Here is a 17683-nt window from a genome sequence, read left to right on the forward strand (position 1 = left end):
CGTTCGGGTAGAGCCATCACCCGTTCGGGTAGAGCCATTGCCCGTTCGGGCTGAGCCATCACCCGTTCGGGCTGAGCCATCACCCGTTCGGGCTGAGTCATCTCCCGTTCGGGCTGAGTCATTACCCGTTCGGGCTGAGCCATCACCCGTTCGGGCTGAGTCATCTCCCGTTCGGGCTGAGCCACCACCCGTTCGGGCTGAGTCATCTCCCGTTCGGGCTGAGCTTGTCGAAGCCCCTGCCAAGGAGTTGGTGAGCCCTTCGACAAGCTCAGGATGATCGGAACGTTGCCCTTCGACAGGCTCAGGCCCTTCGACAAGCTCAGGATGATCGGAACGTTGCCCTTCGACAAGCTCAGGCCCTTCGACAAGCTCAGGATGATCGGAACGTTGCCCTTCGACAAGCTCAGGCCCTTCGACAGGCTCAGGATGATCGGAACGTTGCCCTTCGACAGGCTCAGGATGATCGGAACGTTGCCCTTCGACAGGCTCAGGCCCTTCGACAAGCTCAGGATGATCGGAACGTTGCCCTTCGACAAGCTCAGGGCGAACGGGGCTGGTTGGGTCACTCATATCTCAGTGCCTCGGCCGGATTCACCCGGCTCGCGCGCCAGCTCGGATAGATGGTGGCCAGGAATGACAGCACCAGCGAGATCACCGCCACCGGCAGGATGTCGGTCTGCTGCGGGTCGCTGGGCATGCGGCTGATGAGGTAGATGTCCTGCGGCAGGAAACTCGCGCCCAGCAGGCGTTCGAGCGCGGGCACCAGGGTGTCGATGTTGAAGGCCACGCCGAGCCCGAGCAGGAGGCCCGCGCCGGTGCCGATGACGCCGACCATGGCGCCCTGCACCATGAACACACCCATGATGCTGCGAGGGCTGGCACCCAGCGTGCGCAAGATGGCGATGTCGGCGCGCTTGTCGGTCACGGTCATGACCAGCGTGGACACCAGATTGAACGCGGCCACCGCCACGATCAGGGTCAGGATGATGAACATCATGCGCTTTTCAAGTTGTACGGCGGCGAACCAGGTGCGGTTCTGGCGCGTCCAGTCGCGCACCAGCAGGCCAGGGTCCAGGCCGGCGGCAATCGAGATGGCCACCTCGCGTGCCGCGTGCAGGTCCTTGATCTTGATGCGCACGCCGGTGGGTCCTTCCACGCGGAAAATGCGCGCGGCGTCGTCCTGGTGCAGCAGCGCCAGGGCCGAGTCGTATTCGAAATGGCCGGAATTGAACACGCCCACCACCGCCATCTGCCGGATGCGTGGCACCACGCCGGCCGGTGTCACCTGCCCGCTGGGCGCGATCAGCGTGACGGTGTCGCCCACGATCACCCCGAGGCTGCGCGCCAGTTCGCCACCAAGGATGACGCCGAATTCGCCCGCTACCAGTCGCGGCAGCACCGTAGCGGCCAGATCGGCGGCGAGATCGGTCACCTTGGGCTCCAGCGCCGGGTCGATGCCGCGCACCAGCGTGCCCTTCATGTCTTCGCCGCGCGCGATCAGCGCCTGGGCACCGACGAAGGGCGCCGCGCCCAGCACCTCCGGGTGGCTTTCGATGCTGGCGAGCACGCGCGGCAGATCGGGAATGGCCTGGCCGCCGGGCTCGAACACCTCGATGTGCGCCAGCACGCCGAGCATGCGGTCGCGCACCTCCTTCTGGAAGCCGTTCATGACCGAGAGCACGATGATGAGTGCAGCCACGCCCAGAGCGATGCCCAGCATGGACACGCCGGAAATAAAGGAGATGAAGCCGTTGCGCCGGGTGGCGCGGCCGGCGCGCGTGTAGCGCCAACCCAGAATGAGTTCGTAGGGGGTTTGCATGGGTCCTGGATCCAGGGGGCATTGTGGCATCCCCGACAATCCCCTCATGTCCGTTGCCGCCCGCCACTTGATCATTCCGTTTGCCGCTGCCGGCGCGTCCGACCAGCAGCCGCTGTGGCCGTCGCCAGACCGAGAAGACCTGCCTCACCTGGCCGCCCTGCTGCATCGGCTGCAGGTGGTCTCACGCACGGTGTGCGCGCCCGACACGCCGTCGATGCCCTACGAACTGGTTCTGGCCCGGTTGCTGGGTCTTCCGTCCGAACCCGGGCGGATACCCTGGGCCGCCTTCGAGACGCGCACCCTGGGCGAGGCCTGCGGCTGGATCAAGCCCTGCCATCTGCAAGTGGGTGGCGACCAGGTGCGCCTGGGAGACGCGGCCCTGCTGGGGCTGGAGGAGGCCGAATCCCGAACCCTGCTGGCCGCGGCCGCACCCTACTTCGCGGAAGACGGCATGCGCCTCACCTACGCGGCACCCGGGGCCTGGCTGGTTGTCGGTGAACCATTGCGCGGTCTCACCACCTGGTCCGTCGACCGTCTTGCAGGGCGCCAGCTCTCGCCCGGTGTTCTGCAGCTCACCACGGGACCGTTTGGCCCACTCTGGCAACGCTTGCAGAACGAAATGCAGATGCTGTTCTACACACATGGTGTCAACGACGAGCGGACACGGCGCGGCCAGTTGCCGGTCAACGCCATCTGGCTCACCGGCGCCGGTGTTCTCGACGCTTTGCCTGCGCCCGCGCCCCATGTGGTGGTCGAGAATCGTCTGTGTGCCAGCGCGCTGGCGCTCGATGCAGCGGCGTATCGGCAAGCGTGGCAATCCGTGGACGCAGATGCCTGCATGGCGCTGTTGAATCAATGCCGCCAGGGACAACCGGTGCGTCTGACGCTGGCGGGCGAGCAGGCGGCGATCACCTATGGCCCCCGCCCCGTGTCAATGATCGCGCGCGTCGGCTCGCTGTTCTCCGCGAAACCGTCCGTGGCCGTGCTCGACGATCTGTAGAAACCAGGAAAGGCTTTATTTCGCCATGAAGATCATCACCCGCGACGTCCCTCCACGCGCTGCCTGGGCGCTGGAGCAAGGTGGCCTGCACCCGTTGCTCGCGCGCCTGTTCGCAGCACGCGGCATCACCAGCAAGGACGAGCTCGACGATGCGCTTGCGCGCCTGATTCCGCCCTCGCAGATGCTGGGCGCGCAGGAAGCCGCCCGCGCGCTGGCCGATGCCATGGTGGCCAGGCAGGCCATCTGCATCGTGGCCGACTACGACTGCGATGGCGCCACAGCCTGCGCGGTGGGGCTGCGTGGGCTTCGCCTGCTCGGCGCACCGCTGGGTTTCGACCGCGTGAACTACCTCGTGCCCGACCGCGTGGCCGACGGGTATGGACTCACGCCGTCAATTGCAAGGCGCGTGAAGGCCCAGGGCGCCGATGTGCTGGTGACCGTGGACAACGGCATTGCGAGTGTGGAGGGCGTGCGCGCTGCGCGCGAACTCGGCTTGCAGGTGATCGTGACCGATCACCACCTGCCCGCCATGAAGAATGGCGAGATCACGCTGCCGCAGGACTGCATCATCGTCAACCCCAACCAGCCCGGCTGCCCCTTCGAGAGCAAGTCGATTGCGGGTGTGGGGGTGATGTTTTATGTGTTGCTGGCGCTGCGGGCGGAGCTGCGCGAGCGTGGGGCATACGATTCTGTTTGCCCCGAACCCCCCTCCGCTCGCCCCGAGCCCCCCTCCGCTCGCCCTGAGCTTGTCGAAGGGCAACGTTCCGATCATCCTGAGCTTGTCGAAGGGCAATGTTCCGATCATCCTGAGCTTGTCGAAGGGCAATGTTCCGATCATCCTGAGCTCGTCGAAGGGCCTGAGCTTGTCGAAGGGCAATGTTCCGATCATCCTGAGCTTGTCGAAGGGCTCGCCAACACCTTGACCGGGGCTTCGACAAGCTCAGCCCGAACGGGAGAAGGCTCAGCCCGAACGGGAGATGGCTCAGCCCGAACGGGAGACGGCTCAGCCCGAACGGGAGACGGCTCAGCCCGAACGGGAGACGGCTCAGCCCGAACGGGCGGCCCGCGGCTTGACTCCTTGCTCCCTCTGGTGGCGCTGGGCACCGTGGCCGATGTGGTGAAACTGGATGCCAACAACCGCCGCCTGGTCGCGCAGGGCCTGAAGCGCGTGCGCATGGGAGCCATGCCGCCGGGCATGACGGCGCTGTTCAACGCGGCGGCTCGCAAACCCACTGCCGCCACCGGCTTCGACTTCGGCTTTGCCCTGGGTCCGCGCCTGAATGCCGCCGGCCGCCTGGCCGACATGACGCTCGGCATCGAATGCCTGACCACCGACGATGCCTTGCGTGCCGACGAACTCGCGCGCACGCTGGACGGCATCAACCGCGAGCGCAAGGTGATCGAAGGTGACATGCGCGAACAGGCGCTGCAACTGGCGGAGGAGATGTTCGACGAGTCCGAAGAACCGCCACCGGCGCTGATCGTGTTCGATCCGGACTTTCACGAAGGGGTGGTCGGCATCGTGGCCTCGCGGCTGAAGGACAAGCTGCACCGCCCCACGTTTGTGTTTGCCGCCAGTGGCGCCGAGGGCAAAGAGCACGAGCTCAAGGGGTCGGGGCGTTCCATTGCGGGCTTTCACCTGCGCGATGCGCTCGACCTCGTGGCCAAGCGCCACCCGGGCGTGCTGCTGCGTTTTGGCGGGCACGCCATGGCGGCCGGCTGCACCATCGACGAAGAGCATCTGGAGACTTTTGAAGCCGCGCTGCAGCAGGTGGCACACGAGTGGCTGGACGCTGCCACGCTGCAGCGCCGCATCGAGGCCGATGGCCCGCTGGAGACGAAGTACCGCCGCGCCGATCTGGTGGATACCTTGCACCAGGAGGTCTGGGGTCAGGGTTTTGCGCCGCCGGTGTTCTGCGAGGAGGTTCAGGTGGTGTCACAGCGGCTGGTGGGTGAGAAGCACCTGGCGCTCAAGCTCAAGCACCAGGGTGAGCCGGTGGATGGCATCTGGTTCGGCCACACCGAGCCACTGCCCAACCGCGTCAAGATCGCGTTCCGCCTGGACGCGGAAGAGTGGCAGGGCCAGCGCAGGGTTCGGTTTCTGGTGGAGGCGGCGGAGGTCTGAGGCATTGACGTCCTGTCGCTTTTCTCCGGCAGCAGGAAGCCGCCGGAGAAAAGTCAAACAGTCCGATGCAAAACCGGCGTCTCGGGCACCGGATACCCCGCAGCCCCAAAGGTACTCACCACTGCCTTGTGCGTGTCGAAGTAGACCTGCCAGTAGTGGTCGGTGTGGGTGTAGGGACGCACGCAGAGCAATGGCCCTTCGGGCGTGAACTGCAGAATTTCCACATCGGGGGCCGGTGAGGTCACCACATTGGGAATCGCGGCGAGGGCGGTGCGCAGGCGCGCCATGGCGTCGTTCACATCCACGCTGTTGGCCACCTTGGCCACGCAGTCCACGCGGCGGAACGGTTCATGGCTGAAGTTCTGGATGTTGTCCGAGAACACTTTGTTGTTGCCCACGATGGTCGTCACGTTGTCGGGCGTGAGGACGGTGGTGGCGAACAGGCCAAGTTCCTTCACCGTGCCAGTGACGCCACCGGCACAGATGAAATCGCCCACCTTGTAGGGCCGCAACACCTGCAGGAAGATGCCCGCCGCGAAGTTGGCCAGCATGCCGCTCCAGGCCACGCCGATGGCCAGGCCGGCGCCCGCCAGCAAAGCCGCGAAAGAGGTGGTGCGCACGCCGAAAATGTCCAGGATCGCCAGGATCAGCACGATGGTGAGCAGCACCGAGATGATGGACTTGAGGTACTGGATCAGCGTCTGGTCGAGCTTGCGGCCCCTCTCCATAGCCTTGCCGATCAGCCCCACCGCGATGCCGATGAGCCATCGGCCCACCACCCATGCCGCGATGGCGCCCAGCACCTTGAGGCCGAAATCGGCCCCTTGCGTGACCAGAAAATCCCAGATGACTTCCGTGTTCATAATGTTTTCCTTTCAAAGGTGATCCAACAGATGCAGCATTCACACCCACCTGGCAAACCTTGCGGTTGCGTCCTCCCCAGGACCCAGCAGGTCGGCGGATTGTGCCCGCGCCGTGGCCGGCCAGGTAGCAGGGGTATCCGCGCGTGAAGGCCGGTGCCAATGCCGCGGCCCGCCAGCGCCGCGTTCCCCAGGCCCTGCCCGAGGTCACCATCTCCGAGGACAGCGAAGTGCGCTTCCTGCACCTGGGAACTGAATGGATCCAGGGCTCCATGCTGCTGGACTCGCCGTTCGACATCGAGCTCGACTACGTCCAGCGCATGATGGCCTGGCTGCTGTTCGTCGAGCCCGACTCGGTGAGCACTCGGCGCGCGCTGCAACTCGGGCTGGGCTCGGCCGCGCTCACCAAGTTCTGCTTCAAGAAGCTTCGCATGGACACCACCGCCATCGAGATCAACCCTCAGGTGCTGGCGGTGTGTCGGCAGTGGTTCAAGCTGCCGCCCGACGGGGCGCGCCTGCGCGTGTTGCTGGCCGATGCCGGCGAAGAGATTCGCCGCGCCAGCCACATCGGCGCCTACGACGCCTTGCAGGTCGACCTGTACGACCACGAAGCTGCCGCACCGGTGCTCGACAGTCCCGACTTCTATGCCGACTGCCGCGCCGCGCTCACCGACGAAGGCGCCCTCACCGTCAACCTCTTTGGCCGCGACGCCAGCTACGAGCGCTCGCTGCAAAGCATCTGCGCCGCGTTCGGCGCCGATGCGGTCTGGGCTTTCAAGCCCACGCGCGAAGGCAACACGGTGGTGCTCGCGCAACGCACACCCGAGCGCCCCACGCGCATGGCGCTGCTGGCTCGGGCCGAGGCGGTGCAGGCACGCTGGGGTTTACCCGCTGTGAAGTGGCTGCGCCTGTTCAAGCCGGTATCCTGACGGTCCCATGAAGACTCTGCAGAAGCCCTCGCTCCGCCCGATCGAAGCCCCGCTGGACTGGCGCAGCCTGGTGGAATGGCTGCGCGAGGACGAAGTGATTTCCGCTGAAGAGGCCGAACGCACCATCACGCGCTGTGCCTCTGCCCACAGCTCGCAGCATCCCTTGCAGCGCCTCTCGGTGGTGGGCATGGCGCGCAAGGCCGATCGCCACGTGCTCGATGTGGAGATGCTCACCCAATGGCTGGCGGGGCGCAGTGGTCTGGACTACATGCGCATTGATCCGCTCAAGGTCGACGTGGGCAAGGTGGCCGAGGTGATGAGCGCCGCCTACGCCGAACGCCACAGGGTGTTGCCCGTGCTGGTGAGCCCCGCCGAGGTGGTGGTGGCCACGGCCGAACCGTTTCTGCGTGACTGGGTGCCCGAGGTGGAACGCCAGACGCGCAAGACGGTGCGCCTCGTGCTGGCCAGCCCGCAAGCCATCAGCAGCTTCACTGCCGAGTTCTTTGCCCTGGCCAAGTCGGTGCGCGCTGCCAGCAAGAGCGGCGGGCAGGCTGGCTTCGGCAGCTTCGAGCAACTGGTGGAACTCGGCAAGGCCAACACGCAGCTCGATGCCAACGACCAGGGCGTGGTGCAGGTGGTGGACTGGCTCTGGCAGTACGCCTTTGACCAGCGCGCCAGCGACATTCACCTGGAACCCCGGCGCGATCTAGGCGTGATCCGCTTCCGCATCGACGGTGTGTTGCACCCCGTGTACCAGATGCCCATTGGCGTGATGAACGCCATGACTGCGCGCATCAAACTGCTGGGGCGCATGGACGTGGTGGAGCGCCGCCGCCCGCAGGACGGTCGCATCAAGACCCTGCGTCCCGCGACATCGGCCCCCACGCTTGCGACTTCGTCTGCTTCGCTGCCCCCCGGGGGGGCTCAGCCGCCCAGGGGCGGCCCGTCGGCGGCTGGCCAGGCCCGCGGCGAAGAAGTGGAAATGCGCCTGTCCACCCTGCCCACAGCGTTCGGCGAAAAGCTGGTCATGCGCATCTTCGACCCCGACTCCACGGTGAAGGACCTCGCCGCGCTCGGATTTGCCGCGCACGACGCGCAGCGCTGGGAAGGGCTCACGAAACACCCGCACGGCATCGTGCTGGTGACTGGCCCCACCGGCTCGGGCAAGACCACCACGCTCTATGCCACTTTGAAGCGCCTGGCCACCGAAGAGGTGAACGTGAGCACGGTGGAAGACCCGATCGAGATGATCGAACCCGCCTTCAACCAGACGCAGGTGCAGCCGCATCTGGACCTGGACTTCGCACAAGGCCTGCGCGCCCTCATGCGACAGGACCCGGACATCATCATGGTGGGCGAGGTGCGCGACCTCGCCACTGCCGAAATGGCCGTGCAGGCCGCGCTCACGGGCCATCTGGTGTTCACCACCCTGCACACCAACGACGCTCCCTCGGCCATCATGCGCCTCATGGAACTGGGCATACCGCCTTACCTCATCAACGCCACCGTGCTCGGCGTGCTCGCGCAGCGGCTGGTGCGCACACTCTGTCCCGCGTGCCGCAAACCGCTGGACAAGGACGAGGTGGCTGCCTCGCACGAAACGCTGGCCGATCTCGTGAAACCGTGGCAGGTGAGCGGCAGCTACCGGCCGTATCAGCCGGTGGGCTGTGTGGACTGCCGCATGACAGGCTTCCGCGGACGCATGGGCCTTTACGAACTTCTTGTCGTGACCGAAGCCTTCAAGGACAAGGTGAGCCGCGAGCCGCGCCTGGACGTTCTGCGCAGGCAGGCCATGCAAGACGGCATGCGCCCTCTGCGCCTGGGTGGCGCGGCGCGCGTGGCCGAAGGCTCGACCACCATGGACGAAGTGCTGGCCTGCACACCGCCCGTGCAGTGAGCCCCTGAGCGCGGACCCATGATCAAGAACCTGCAGGACTTTCTGGCGGGCCTGCTCTTTCTGGCCATTGGCATTGGCTTCGGCTGGGCTGCCACGCACCATTCACTGGGATCTGCTTCCGACATGGGGCCGGGCTACTTCCCCCTGCTCATGGGCCTGCTGCTTGCCTTGCTCGGAGCGCTCATACTTTTCAAGGCACTCACCTTCGAGGCGCTGGGTGGCGGTCGGGTGAGTCACTGGGGCCTGGGTCCGCTGGTGCGCTTGCTGGGCGGACTGCTCTGGCTGGCCTTCTGTACCGGCCCTTCGCAATGGCCCTGGGTCGGGGCCGCGCTGCAAGGTTTCCCCACCTTTGGCCTGGTGATCGGCCTGGCCGGCTTGTTGCTGGCCGTGGTGGCCGGTGGCGGCGCGCGCGCCATGGGGTGGTCGTTGTTGCTGACGGTGTCGATCGGTGCCCTCTGGGTCGGGCTGCTCGGGTTGAACGTACCCCTGTGGCCAGGGCCAGGCGTGGGCTGACGGGAAAGGCACTTCCACCATGTCGCTTTCCTGGTGGGATTCACTGACCCTGGGCGCCGCCGCTGTGGCGGCATTCCAGCCGCTCGCATTGATTGCGGTGGGCGTGCTGGTGGGCAGTGTGTTCGGCCTGCTGCCCGGCCTGGGTCCGGTCACCGCCATTGCATTGCTGCTGCCGGCCACGCTCGATCTGCCGCCGCTGCCCGCGCTGCTGGTGCTGGCCGGTGTGTACTACGGCGCGCAGTACGGTGGCTCTCTGCCCGCCATCGTGCACAACCAGCCGGGCGAGGCGTCTTCCGTCATGACCAGCCTGGACGGCCATCCCCTGGCTCTCCAGGGCCGCGCGGGCGCAGCGCTGACGATGGCCACGGTCAGTTCCTTTGCCGCTGGGTGCCTGGGCATTGCAGTGGTGGCCGCACTCGCGCAGCCATTGGTGTCGCTCGGCTTGCAGTTCGGCTCGGCCGAGCGCTTCATGCTGCTCGTGGTGGGTCTCATGGGTGCCACCGTGCTGGCTTCGGGCTCGTTCCTCAAGGCGCTGGCCATGGCCGTGCTCGGCATCCTGCTCGGCCTCACCGGCTGGGATGTGCACACCGGCACCGCGCGCTTTGTGCCCGAAGCGCTGGAACCATGGATGGGCCGACAGAACGGGCTCGCCAATGGCGTGGGTTTCATCGCGTTGGCGCTTGGCTTTTTCGTGGTGGCACCGGTGGTGGCCGAGATGGCAGGGCTGTCTGACCTTGCGCCAGCAACAGAAGCAGAACCGACACAACCATCATCAGGCATGAAGGACCGCCCCACCCGCGCGGAATGGCGCGACGCCGTGCCCGCCCTGCTGCGTGGCACCGGCCTGGGCGTTGTGCTCGGGGTGGTGCCAGGTGGCGGTGCGCTGCTGTCATCGCTGGCGGCGTACCAGGTGGAAAAAGTGGTGTCGCGCCAGCGCACACCACGCCTGGGCGAGGGCAACCTGCGCGGCGTGGCCGCCCCTGAAGCCGCCAACAACGCCGGCGCACAAACGGCCTACCTGCCCATGTTGGCCCTGGGCCTGCCACCCAACGCCGTGATGGCGCTGCTGCTGGGTGCGCTCGGCCTGCACGCCATCGAGCCCGGGCCTTCGGTGATGAACGTGCAGCCCGCGCTGTTCTGGGGCTTGCTCGTGTCCATGTGGGTGGGCAACGTGCTGCTGATCCTGCTCAACCTGCCGCTGGCGCGCTGGTGGCAGCCGGCGCTGCTGAAGGTGCTGCACATCCCGCGCCGCGCATTGCTGGCGGGCCTCATGGTGGCGTGCGGTCTCGGAGCCCTTGCGCTCGGCCCTCATGGCTGGGGCGTGTGGCTGGTCATCGGCCTGGGTTTGCTCGCCTTTGTGCTGCAGCGCCTGGGCTGCGAGGGCGTGGCGCTGCTGCTGGGCTTTGTGCTCGCGCCGGGGCTGGAAGAACACCTGCGCCGTGCGCTGCAGCTTTCGCGTGGGGACTGGCTTGTGTTTCTTGAGCGGCCAGTGTCGGCACTGCTGCTGATGGTGGCGATCGGGTTGTTGCTGGTGGTGGTGTTGCAGCCGGGGCGGCGGCGTTTGGGGCGCTGAGGGACTTCTCGGCCTACGGAAATGCCACCTTCGCCGGTAACGGGCAGGTCGACATCAACGCGGGAGGCAACCACATCTCCAGACTCTCCATCGAACCGCTCTTGCACAGGCCCGATGTCGAAAATTCCCGGCTGCTCCTGCAGCCGGGCTTGGGGGTGATGTCGTTGTGAAACGCGGGGGAAGCGGCTTGTCCCCATAATCGACCGGATGTCCGTCGCCGCGTCCCACTCCAGTCCCCATCTCGCCACCGGTCTCACGCTCGCCATAGCGGGCTCGATCGCCTTCAGCGCCAAGGCCATCATCGTCAAGCTGGCCTACCGGTACGGCGTGGATGCGGTCACGCTGCTCATGTACCGCATGCTGTTCTCGCTGCCGCTGTTTCTGGCGCTGGCGTGGTGGGCGTCCTACCGGCAGGGCGCACGCCTCACCCTCAAGCGGCGTGACTGGCTGGGTGTGATCGGGCTGGGTTTCACGGGTTACTACCTCGCCAGCTTTCTGGATTTCTGGGGCCTGCAGTTCATCAGCGCGAGCCTGGAGCGGCTGATTCTTTATCTCAACCCCACGCTGGTGCTGGTGTTGGGCTGGATCATCTACCAGCGGCGAATCAGCGGCTTGCAGGCGATTGCCATGGCGGTGAGTTATGGCGGGGTGCTGCTGGTGTTCGGACACGAGGCTGGATTCCAGGGCCCGAATGCTGTGCTGGGCGCGGTGCTGGTGTTTGGAAGCGCCATCAGCTACGCCATCTACCTTGTCTACAGCGGGGAAATCGTCAAGCGCCTGGGGTCGATGCGCCTGGTGGGGCTGGCCACCAGCGTCGCCTGCGTGTTGTGCATCGTTCAGTTCGCCTTGCTTCGCCCCTTGAGCGCGGCAGTGGTCGAACCCGAGGTGATCTGGCTCTCCATGCTCAACGCCACCTTGTGCACGTTCGCGCCGGTGGTGATGGTGATGATGGCGATCGAGCGCATCGGCGCGGGGCTGGCGGCGCAGACCGGCATGATCGGACCCATGTCGACCATCGTCATGGGCGTGCTGATCCTGGGCGAGCCTTTCAACGGCTGGATCGTGGCGGGCACCGTGCTGGTGCTCTCGGGTGTGTTTCTGGTGACGCGTTTCGGCTCGTCGGCCGCGACCAAATAATCCTTCCCTTTCAGGAGATCAAAGCATGGACCTGGGTATCAATGGCAAGTGGGCGCTGGTGGGTGGCGCGAGCAAGGGGCTGGGGCTGGGCTGCGCGCAGGCGCTGGCGGCCGAAGGCGTGAATGTGGTCATGGTGGCGCGCCGTGCGCGCGACCTGGAGGAAGCGGTGGCCGGCGTGCGCGCGGCGTCGCCAGCGGTCACGGTGCTCGGTGTGGCGGCCGACATCACCACGCCCGAAGGCCGCGCCGCTGCGTTCTCGGTGAGCGGAGGGCCAGGCACGGCCTTCGACATCGTGGTGACCAACGCGGGTGGTCCGCCGTCGGGCGATTTCCGCGCCTGGGACCGCGATGTGTGGATCAAGGCGCTGGACGCCAACATGCTGACCCCGATCGAGCTGATCAAGGCCACGGTGGATGGCATGGCGCAGCGCGGCTTTGGCCGCATCGTCAACATCACCTCGGGTGCGGTGAAGGCGCCGATCGACATTCTGGGCCTGTCCAATGGCGCACGCAGCGGCCTCACGGGTTTCATGGCGGGCGCGGCGCGCAGCTCGCTGGCCGCACAAGGTGTGACCATCAACAACCTGCTGCCTGGTGCCTTCGACACGGACCGTCTCAAGAATCTGTTCGCCAGTTCGTCCACCAAGACCGGTGAACCCGCCGAGGCCATTGCCGATGCGCGGCGCAAGACGATACCGGCCCGGCGCTTTGGTGATCCCCAAGAGTTCGGTGCCACTTGCGCCTTCCTGTGCAGCGTGCACGCCGGCTACATCACGGGCCAGAACGTCCTGGTCGATGGTGGCGCCTACCCGGGAACGTTCTGAAGCGTCAGCGTCGCGACGACACCAGGATTCCGCCGACGATGAGCATGAAGCCGACCGCGTGGTACAGGCGCGGCGGCTCGCCCAGCAAGGTGGCCGACATGAGCGCTGCAAACAGGGGCGTGAGGTTGGAGAAGAACGCGGCCATGGCCGGGCCCACCCGTGCCACGCCCGCACCCCAGCAGCGGTAGGCCAGCAGCGAAGGGCCCACGGCCACGTACACCAGCGCAGCCGCCAACGGCCAACCCCATTGAATGGCGGAGCCGCCCACCGGCTGGGGGGGCAAGGTGAGCCACTCGCCTGCCGCGAAGAGGCCCGACCACGCCACGCCCATCAACACCTGCGCCAGCAGGAACGCGGCCCAGTCCGACTTGATGTGAGCCGGGTCCTCGCCTGGGCGGGGGCGTGCCAGCAGCCAGCTGTACCACGACCACAACATGGCGGCCAGCAGCACCCAGGCGTCGCCCGGGACCAGTTGCAACGCCCGCAGTTGATCCAGCTCACCGCGAGTGAGCACCACCACCACGCCCGCAATGGACAGCGCCGCGCCGAGCGCGGCCAGGCGCGAGATCGCCACACCGTAGAACAGCCGGCCCAGGAGCAGCATCCACACCGGCATGCTGGCGGCCACCAGCGTCACGTTGATGGGCGTGGAGGTTTTCAGGGCCACGTATTGCAGCGCGTTGTAGCAGCCCACCCCCAGCAGGCCCAACAGCGTGAAGCGCCGCCAGTGCGGCCACATGCCACGGTCACCCGGACGCACCACCCAGCCGGCCAGGGGCAGCAGCAGCGCCAGCGCCAGCACCCAGCGCAGAAAATTGAGCGTGACGGGCGGCACCACGCCCTGCATCACGCGGCCCACGATGGCGTTGCCTGCCCACAGCAGGGGCGGCGTCATGAGCAGCAGGACGGTGGAGAGCGTGAGGCGGGAATCTTTCGGTGCAGACATGCTGGAACTGTAGCCGCCCATGGATGCCCGCCGATGGCCAGGGGCTGCTGCCGTCGGGCACGCGCGTCGACCGCGTTTCCGTGGCAGCATGGTCGCTTTCATCGACACGCATCCCTGCAAGAGGAGACCCGATATGAGCGAACACACCAGCCGCGCCGTGCGCATACACGCCTCCGGCGGACCCGAGCAACTGGTGATCGACACCGTGAGCGTGGGTGATCCAGGCCCGGGACAGGTGCGCATCCGCCACCACGCGGTGGGGTTGAACTACATCGACGTCTATCAGCGCAGCGGCCTGTACCCGTTGCCCCTGCCGCTGGCGCTGGGCGTGGAAGGTGCTGGCGTGATCGAGGCGGTGGGTGAGGGCGTGACGCACCTGAAGGTGGGCGATCGTGCCGCCTACGCCGCCAATCAGCCCGGCAGCTACTGCGATGTGCGCGTCATGCCCGCCATGAACCTTTGCGTGCTGCCCGACGGCATTGATTTCGAAACCGGTGCGGCCATGATGCTCAAGGGGCTCACGGCGCAATACCTGCTCAAGCGCTGCAAACCGGTGGAAGGCCTGGAGGCGGGCGACTTCGTGCTGTTCCACGCCGCCGCAGGTGGCGTGGGCCTGATCGCCTGCCAATGGGCCAAGGCGCTCGGCCTGAAGCTCATTGCCACCGCTGGCTCGGACGAAAAGTGCAAGCTGGCGCTCGAACATGGTGCGAGCCACGCCGTCAACTACCGCACTGAAGACTTTGTCGCACGGGTCAAGGAGATCACCGGCGGCCAGGGCGTGAAAGTGGTCTACGACTCGGTGGGCAAGGACACTTTTGAAAAGTCGCTCGACTGCCTGCGCCCTTTCGGCCTGCTCGTGAGCTTTGGAAACGCCTCGGGCCCCGTGCCACCGTTTGCGCCCGGCATCCTGGGTGCCAAGGGGTCGTTGTATCTCACGCGCCAGACGGTGTTCACGCACATCTCCAGCCGGGAGCGCACGCAAGCCATGGCCGACGATCTGTTCGCGGTGGTGTCCAGCGGGCAGGTGAAGATTCGCATCGACCAGCGCTTTGCGCTGACCGATGTGCAGTCTGCGCACAGGAGCCTGGAAGCACGAGCCACGACAGGCAGCACCGTCCTCCTTCCCTGATCCAAAAAAGGATCAGGCGGCCTGGGTCGCGCGAGGCGCCACGGTCGCCAGCGCCTTTTCCAGGTGTTGCAAGGTGCCCGGCACGTCGTGCCACTTGTCCAGGCCGAAGAGGCCAATGCGGAAGGTCTTGAAGTCCGGACCTTCGTCGCATTGCAGCGGCACACCCGCCGCGGTTTGCAGGCCCTGTGCGAGGAATTTCTTGCTCGATTGAATGTCCGGGTCGGTGGTGAAGCTCACCACCACACCGGGCGCCTGGAAGCCACTGGCTGCCACACTGGCGAAACCGTGGCTTTGCAGCAGTTCGCGCACCTGGCTGCCCAGCGCCATCTGCTCCTGGCGCACCCGTTCTACGCCGTAGGCTTCGGTTTCCTTCATCGTGTCGCGCAGCCGCGTGAGTGCGTCGGTTGGCAAGGTGCTGTGGTAGGCATGGCCACCCCCTTCGTAGGTCTCCATGATCTGCAGCCATTTTTTCAGATCCATCGCAAAGGTGGTGCTTTGCGTGCTGTCGATCGCCGTTCGGGCACGCTCGCTGAGCATGACCATGGCGCAGCAGGGCGAGCTGCTCCAGCCCTTCTGCGGCGCAGAGATCAGGATGTCGACACCGGTGGCCTGCATGTCCACCCACATCGCACCCGAAGCGATGCAGTCGAGCACGAAGAGACCGCCCGCCGCATGCACCGCATCGGCCACCGCCTGCAGGTAGTCGTCCGGCAGGATCATGCCGGCGGCAGTTTCCACGTGTGGCGCAAACACCAGCGCGGGCTTTTCGCGCGCGATGGTGGCCACCACCTCGTCGACGGGGGCCGGTGCCCAGGCCGACTGGGCGCCTTCGCCCACGCGCCGCGCCTTCATCACCGTGTGGCTCGCGGGAATGGTGCCCATGTCGAAGATCTGCGTCCAGCGGTAGCTGAACCAGCCATTGCGAATGACCAATACATGCTTGCCGTGGGCAAACTGCCGCGCCACCGACTCCATGCCGAAGGTGCCGCTGCCCGGCACCAGCACCGCTGAGCGCGCACCGTACACGCGCTTGAGCATGGCCGAGATGTCGGTCATCACGCCCTGGAAGCGCTGGGACATGTGGTTGAGCGCGCGGTCGGTGTAGACCACCGAGAACTCGAGCAGGCCGTCGGGATCGACGTGGGGCAACAATCCTGGCATGGTGTTTCTCCTCTGGTGCTGGCCGTGAAAAGCGGCTTTCCAGCGTAGCACAGCAGCCCGTCTGCCGCAGGCTTCAGGGCCGTTCGAGCGTGCCTGCGGCGGGTCGCAGGCGGCTGGGAGCCAGCACGCCGGCCGAGTCCAGGATGGGGTAGGCAATGGAGCAGATGTGCGAGTTGATGCGCTTCAGATCGCTGATGAGGTCGAGGTGCAGCGCGCTGGTGTCCATGCTCTGCATGCTCTGGTCCGACAGCCGGTTCAGGTGCGTGGCAGCGTACTCGCGTTCCATGTCACGGAAGCGGACCTTCTCCTCCAGAAGACGTTGCGCATCGCGCACGTTGCCATTGAGGAACACGCTCATGCCCAGGCGAAGGTTGTCGATCAGGCGCGTGTGCAGCTCGGTGATCTCGGCCATGCCCGCCTCGGAGAACTCGCGGCCCTTGCGGATCTTCTTGTCCTCGATGTCGAGCAGCACGCGCTCCACGGTGTCGCCGATCTGCTCCATGTTGATGGTGAAGCTGATGATGTCGGTCCAGCGGCGGCCTTCTTCTTCGCTCAGCTGCTGGCGCGAGATCTTGGTGAGGTAGTACTTGATCGACGAGTAGAGGCTGTCCACGGTGTCATCAAGCTTGCGCAGATCTTGTGCGAGCTTGAGGTCGTTGGTCTTGATGACGGTGACCACGCCACGAAGCATGGTTTCGACGATGTCGGCCTGGTGCATGGCCTCGCGTGCGGCGCAGGAAATGGCCAGCGAAGGCGTGGCCAGGGCCGAGGGATCGAGGTGCTTGGGCCGATCCAGCGGGCTGTTGCCGGCTTGAAGTGGCAACAGCCGCTCCACCATGCGGGCAATGGGCTTGGTCAGGCCGATGAACACCAGGCCGACCATGAGGTTGAAGCTGAGGTGGAACAGCACGGTGAGAGTGGCCGGGTCCTGCACGTGGGGCTGGGCCAGCCGCAGCCACAGCGGGATCAACCACGGCGCAATGCCCACGCCCAGCACCTTGAACAGCAGGTTGCCCAGTGGCACCTGGCGTGTGCTGATGCCCGACTTGGCGGTGGTGATCACCGCCAGAAGGCCGCTGCCCAGGTTGGCGCCCAGCACCAGGCCCAGGGCCACGTCCAGCCCCACCATTTGCGTGGCCAGCGTGGCTGAGAGCAGCACGACCGCCAGGCTGGAATAGGACAGCACCGCCAGCGTGGCGCCCACCAGAATTTCAAGCAGCAGGTCGCTGCCCAGCGATTCCAGCATCAACTGCACTGCCGGGTTCTGCGTGAGTACGCTGGTGGAGGCCGACACCAGGCGCAGCGCCAGCAGCATCAGGCCCAGGCCGATCAGCACACGGCCGAAATCGCCCACCTGCGTGCCCTGACGAGAGATGAACAGCGTGACGCCGATGAAGATGAACAGGGGCGAGAGCCACGACAGATCGAAGTGGAACAGAACGGCCATGACGCTGGTGCCGATGTCAGCGCCCAGCATCACGGCGAGCGCGGCGGGCAGTGCGATCAGGCCCCGGCCCACGAAGGAGCCGGTGATCAGCGCGGTGGCGGTGCTCGACTGCACCAGGGCCGTGACGCCCAGGCCCGAGAACGCAGCGGCAAAGCGGTTGCCGGTGCAGGTGGCGAGGATCTGGCGCAGATTGCTGCCGAAGACCCTCAACACGCCGGTGCGCACGAGGTGGGTGCCCCAGACGAGCAAGGCCACAGCGGCCAGAAGATCCAGGAGATGTTTCATGAACTCCAAAACTATACGCGTCGCCGATGACGCGTGTTG

Annotated in this window: 15 protein-coding genes; 9 read left to right on the forward strand and 6 right to left on the reverse strand. The window is 66.2% G+C overall.

The genetic code is table 11. From position 1 onward, the window contains the following. Together AB7F11_RS07805 and AB7F11_RS07810 are read right to left on the reverse strand one after the other, a co-directional pair. Window positions 1–566, reverse strand: a 566-nt coding sequence (locus AB7F11_RS07805) for a hypothetical protein (RefSeq protein WP_428300731.1), incomplete at its 3' end; no start/stop codon positions are given. Next, the gene (locus AB7F11_RS07810; RefSeq protein WP_428288096.1) at window positions 563–1819 is read right to left on the reverse strand and encodes a lipoprotein-releasing ABC transporter permease subunit; all 1257 of its coding nucleotides are present in this window, start codon (window positions 1817–1819) and stop codon (window positions 563–565) included. The genes AB7F11_RS07810 and AB7F11_RS07805, both read right to left, overlap by 4 nt. A gap of 46 nt (window positions 1820–1865) precedes the next feature. Here AB7F11_RS07810 and AB7F11_RS07815 point away from each other — a divergent pair, with 46 nt between their 5' ends. Next, window positions 1866–2819, forward strand: a complete 954-nt coding sequence (locus AB7F11_RS07815; protein WP_428288097.1) for a hypothetical protein — start codon at window positions 1866–1868, stop codon at window positions 2817–2819. 25 nt (window positions 2820–2844) lie between these two features. Beyond that, window positions 2845–4944: a single-stranded-DNA-specific exonuclease RecJ gene (recJ, locus tag AB7F11_RS07820; protein ID WP_428288098.1), complete on the forward strand. Its 2100-nt coding sequence runs from the start codon at window positions 2845–2847 to the stop codon at window positions 4942–4944. Window positions 4945–4997: 53 nt separating this feature from the next. On the opposite strand, the gene AB7F11_RS07825 is transcribed toward recJ, so the two are convergent. Further along, entirely contained in the window at window positions 4998–5807 is an 810-nt protein-coding gene (locus AB7F11_RS07825; RefSeq protein WP_428288099.1) for a mechanosensitive ion channel family protein, read from the reverse strand. Between the two features lie 143 nt (window positions 5808–5950). Here AB7F11_RS07825 and AB7F11_RS07830 point away from each other — a divergent pair, with 143 nt between their 5' ends. The 6 genes from AB7F11_RS07830 to AB7F11_RS07855 all read left to right on the forward strand — a co-directional run bounded on the left by AB7F11_RS07830 (window position 5951) and on the right by AB7F11_RS07855 (window position 12676). Next, window positions 5951–6733, forward strand: a complete 783-nt coding sequence (locus tag AB7F11_RS07830; protein WP_428288100.1) for a spermidine synthase — start codon at window positions 5951–5953, stop codon at window positions 6731–6733. Window positions 6734–6740: 7 nt separating this feature from the next. Beyond that, on the forward strand, window positions 6741–8630 hold the full coding sequence (locus AB7F11_RS07835; protein ID WP_428288101.1) for a GspE/PulE family protein: 1890 nt from the start codon (window positions 6741–6743) through the stop codon (window positions 8628–8630). A gap of 18 nt (window positions 8631–8648) precedes the next feature. Beyond that, window positions 8649–9143 carry a tripartite tricarboxylate transporter TctB family protein gene (locus AB7F11_RS07840; protein ID WP_428288102.1) on the forward strand — a complete coding sequence of 165 codons (495 nt, stop codon included), beginning with the start codon at window positions 8649–8651 and terminating at the stop codon, window positions 9141–9143. Window positions 9144–9162: 19 nt separating this feature from the next. After that, window positions 9163–10716, forward strand: coding sequence for a tripartite tricarboxylate transporter permease (locus AB7F11_RS07845; RefSeq protein WP_428288103.1), 1554 nt, complete (start codon window positions 9163–9165; stop codon window positions 10714–10716). 207 nt (window positions 10717–10923) lie between these two features. Further along, complete coding sequence (locus AB7F11_RS07850) at window positions 10924–11853, forward strand: DMT family transporter (RefSeq protein ID WP_428288104.1); 930 nt, start codon at window positions 10924–10926, stop codon at window positions 11851–11853. A 25-nt stretch (window positions 11854–11878) separates the two neighbouring features. After that, window positions 11879–12676, forward strand: coding sequence for an SDR family oxidoreductase (locus tag AB7F11_RS07855; protein ID WP_428288105.1), 798 nt, complete (start codon window positions 11879–11881; stop codon window positions 12674–12676). A 4-nt stretch (window positions 12677–12680) separates the two neighbouring features. On the opposite strand, the gene AB7F11_RS07860 is transcribed toward AB7F11_RS07855, so the two are convergent. Next, on the reverse strand, window positions 12681–13622 hold the full coding sequence (locus AB7F11_RS07860) for a DMT family transporter (protein WP_428288106.1): 942 nt from the start codon (window positions 13620–13622) through the stop codon (window positions 12681–12683). Between the two features lie 133 nt (window positions 13623–13755). Between AB7F11_RS07860 and AB7F11_RS07865 the strand changes: the two genes are divergently transcribed. Then, window positions 13756–14751 carry a quinone oxidoreductase family protein gene (locus AB7F11_RS07865; RefSeq protein ID WP_428288107.1) on the forward strand — a complete coding sequence of 332 codons (996 nt, stop codon included), beginning with the start codon at window positions 13756–13758 and terminating at the stop codon, window positions 14749–14751. 12 nt (window positions 14752–14763) lie between these two features. Here the strand turns inward: AB7F11_RS07865 and AB7F11_RS07870 are convergent, their stop codons facing one another. Beyond that, window positions 14764–15912 carry an aminotransferase class V-fold PLP-dependent enzyme gene (locus AB7F11_RS07870; RefSeq protein WP_428288108.1) on the reverse strand — a complete coding sequence of 383 codons (1149 nt, stop codon included), beginning with the start codon at window positions 15910–15912 and terminating at the stop codon, window positions 14764–14766. A gap of 73 nt (window positions 15913–15985) precedes the next feature. Continuing rightward, window positions 15986–17644: a Na/Pi cotransporter family protein gene (locus tag AB7F11_RS07875; protein WP_428288109.1), complete on the reverse strand. Its 1659-nt coding sequence runs from the start codon at window positions 17642–17644 to the stop codon at window positions 15986–15988. Between the last annotated feature and the right edge of the window lie 39 nt (window positions 17645–17683).

Origin of the sequence: Hydrogenophaga sp. (genome assembly GCF_050250835.1) — a bacterium.
Taxonomy (GTDB): domain Bacteria; phylum Pseudomonadota; class Gammaproteobacteria; order Burkholderiales; family Burkholderiaceae_C; genus Hydrogenophaga.

What these genes read in the sequence shown, in the direction of transcription:
- recJ (WP_428288098.1), top strand. Translation starts at nt 2,845, where the DNA reads ATGAAGATCATCACCCGCGACGTCCCTCCACGCGCTGCCTGGGCGCTG.
- AB7F11_RS07855 (WP_428288105.1), top strand. Translation starts at nt 11,879, where the DNA reads ATGGACCTGGGTATCAATGGCAAGTGGGCGCTGGTGGGTGGCGCGAGC.
- AB7F11_RS07860 (WP_428288106.1), bottom strand. Translation starts at nt 13,622, where the DNA reads ATGTCTGCACCGAAAGATTCCCGCCTCACGCTCTCCACCGTCCTGCTG.
- AB7F11_RS07835 (WP_428288101.1), top strand. Translation starts at nt 6,741, where the DNA reads ATGAAGACTCTGCAGAAGCCCTCGCTCCGCCCGATCGAAGCCCCGCTG.
- AB7F11_RS07845 (WP_428288103.1), top strand. Translation starts at nt 9,163, where the DNA reads ATGTCGCTTTCCTGGTGGGATTCACTGACCCTGGGCGCCGCCGCTGTG.
- AB7F11_RS07875 (WP_428288109.1), bottom strand. Translation starts at nt 17,644, where the DNA reads ATGAAACATCTCCTGGATCTTCTGGCCGCTGTGGCCTTGCTCGTCTGG.
- AB7F11_RS07850 (WP_428288104.1), top strand. Translation starts at nt 10,924, where the DNA reads ATGTCCGTCGCCGCGTCCCACTCCAGTCCCCATCTCGCCACCGGTCTC.
- AB7F11_RS07815 (WP_428288097.1), top strand. Translation starts at nt 1,866, where the DNA reads ATGTCCGTTGCCGCCCGCCACTTGATCATTCCGTTTGCCGCTGCCGGC.
- AB7F11_RS07870 (WP_428288108.1), bottom strand. Translation starts at nt 15,912, where the DNA reads ATGCCAGGATTGTTGCCCCACGTCGATCCCGACGGCCTGCTCGAGTTC.
- AB7F11_RS07865 (WP_428288107.1), top strand. Translation starts at nt 13,756, where the DNA reads ATGAGCGAACACACCAGCCGCGCCGTGCGCATACACGCCTCCGGCGGA.
- AB7F11_RS07810 (WP_428288096.1), bottom strand. Translation starts at nt 1,819, where the DNA reads ATGCAAACCCCCTACGAACTCATTCTGGGTTGGCGCTACACGCGCGCC.
- AB7F11_RS07825 (WP_428288099.1), bottom strand. Translation starts at nt 5,807, where the DNA reads ATGAACACGGAAGTCATCTGGGATTTTCTGGTCACGCAAGGGGCCGAT.
- AB7F11_RS07840 (WP_428288102.1), top strand. Translation starts at nt 8,649, where the DNA reads ATGATCAAGAACCTGCAGGACTTTCTGGCGGGCCTGCTCTTTCTGGCC.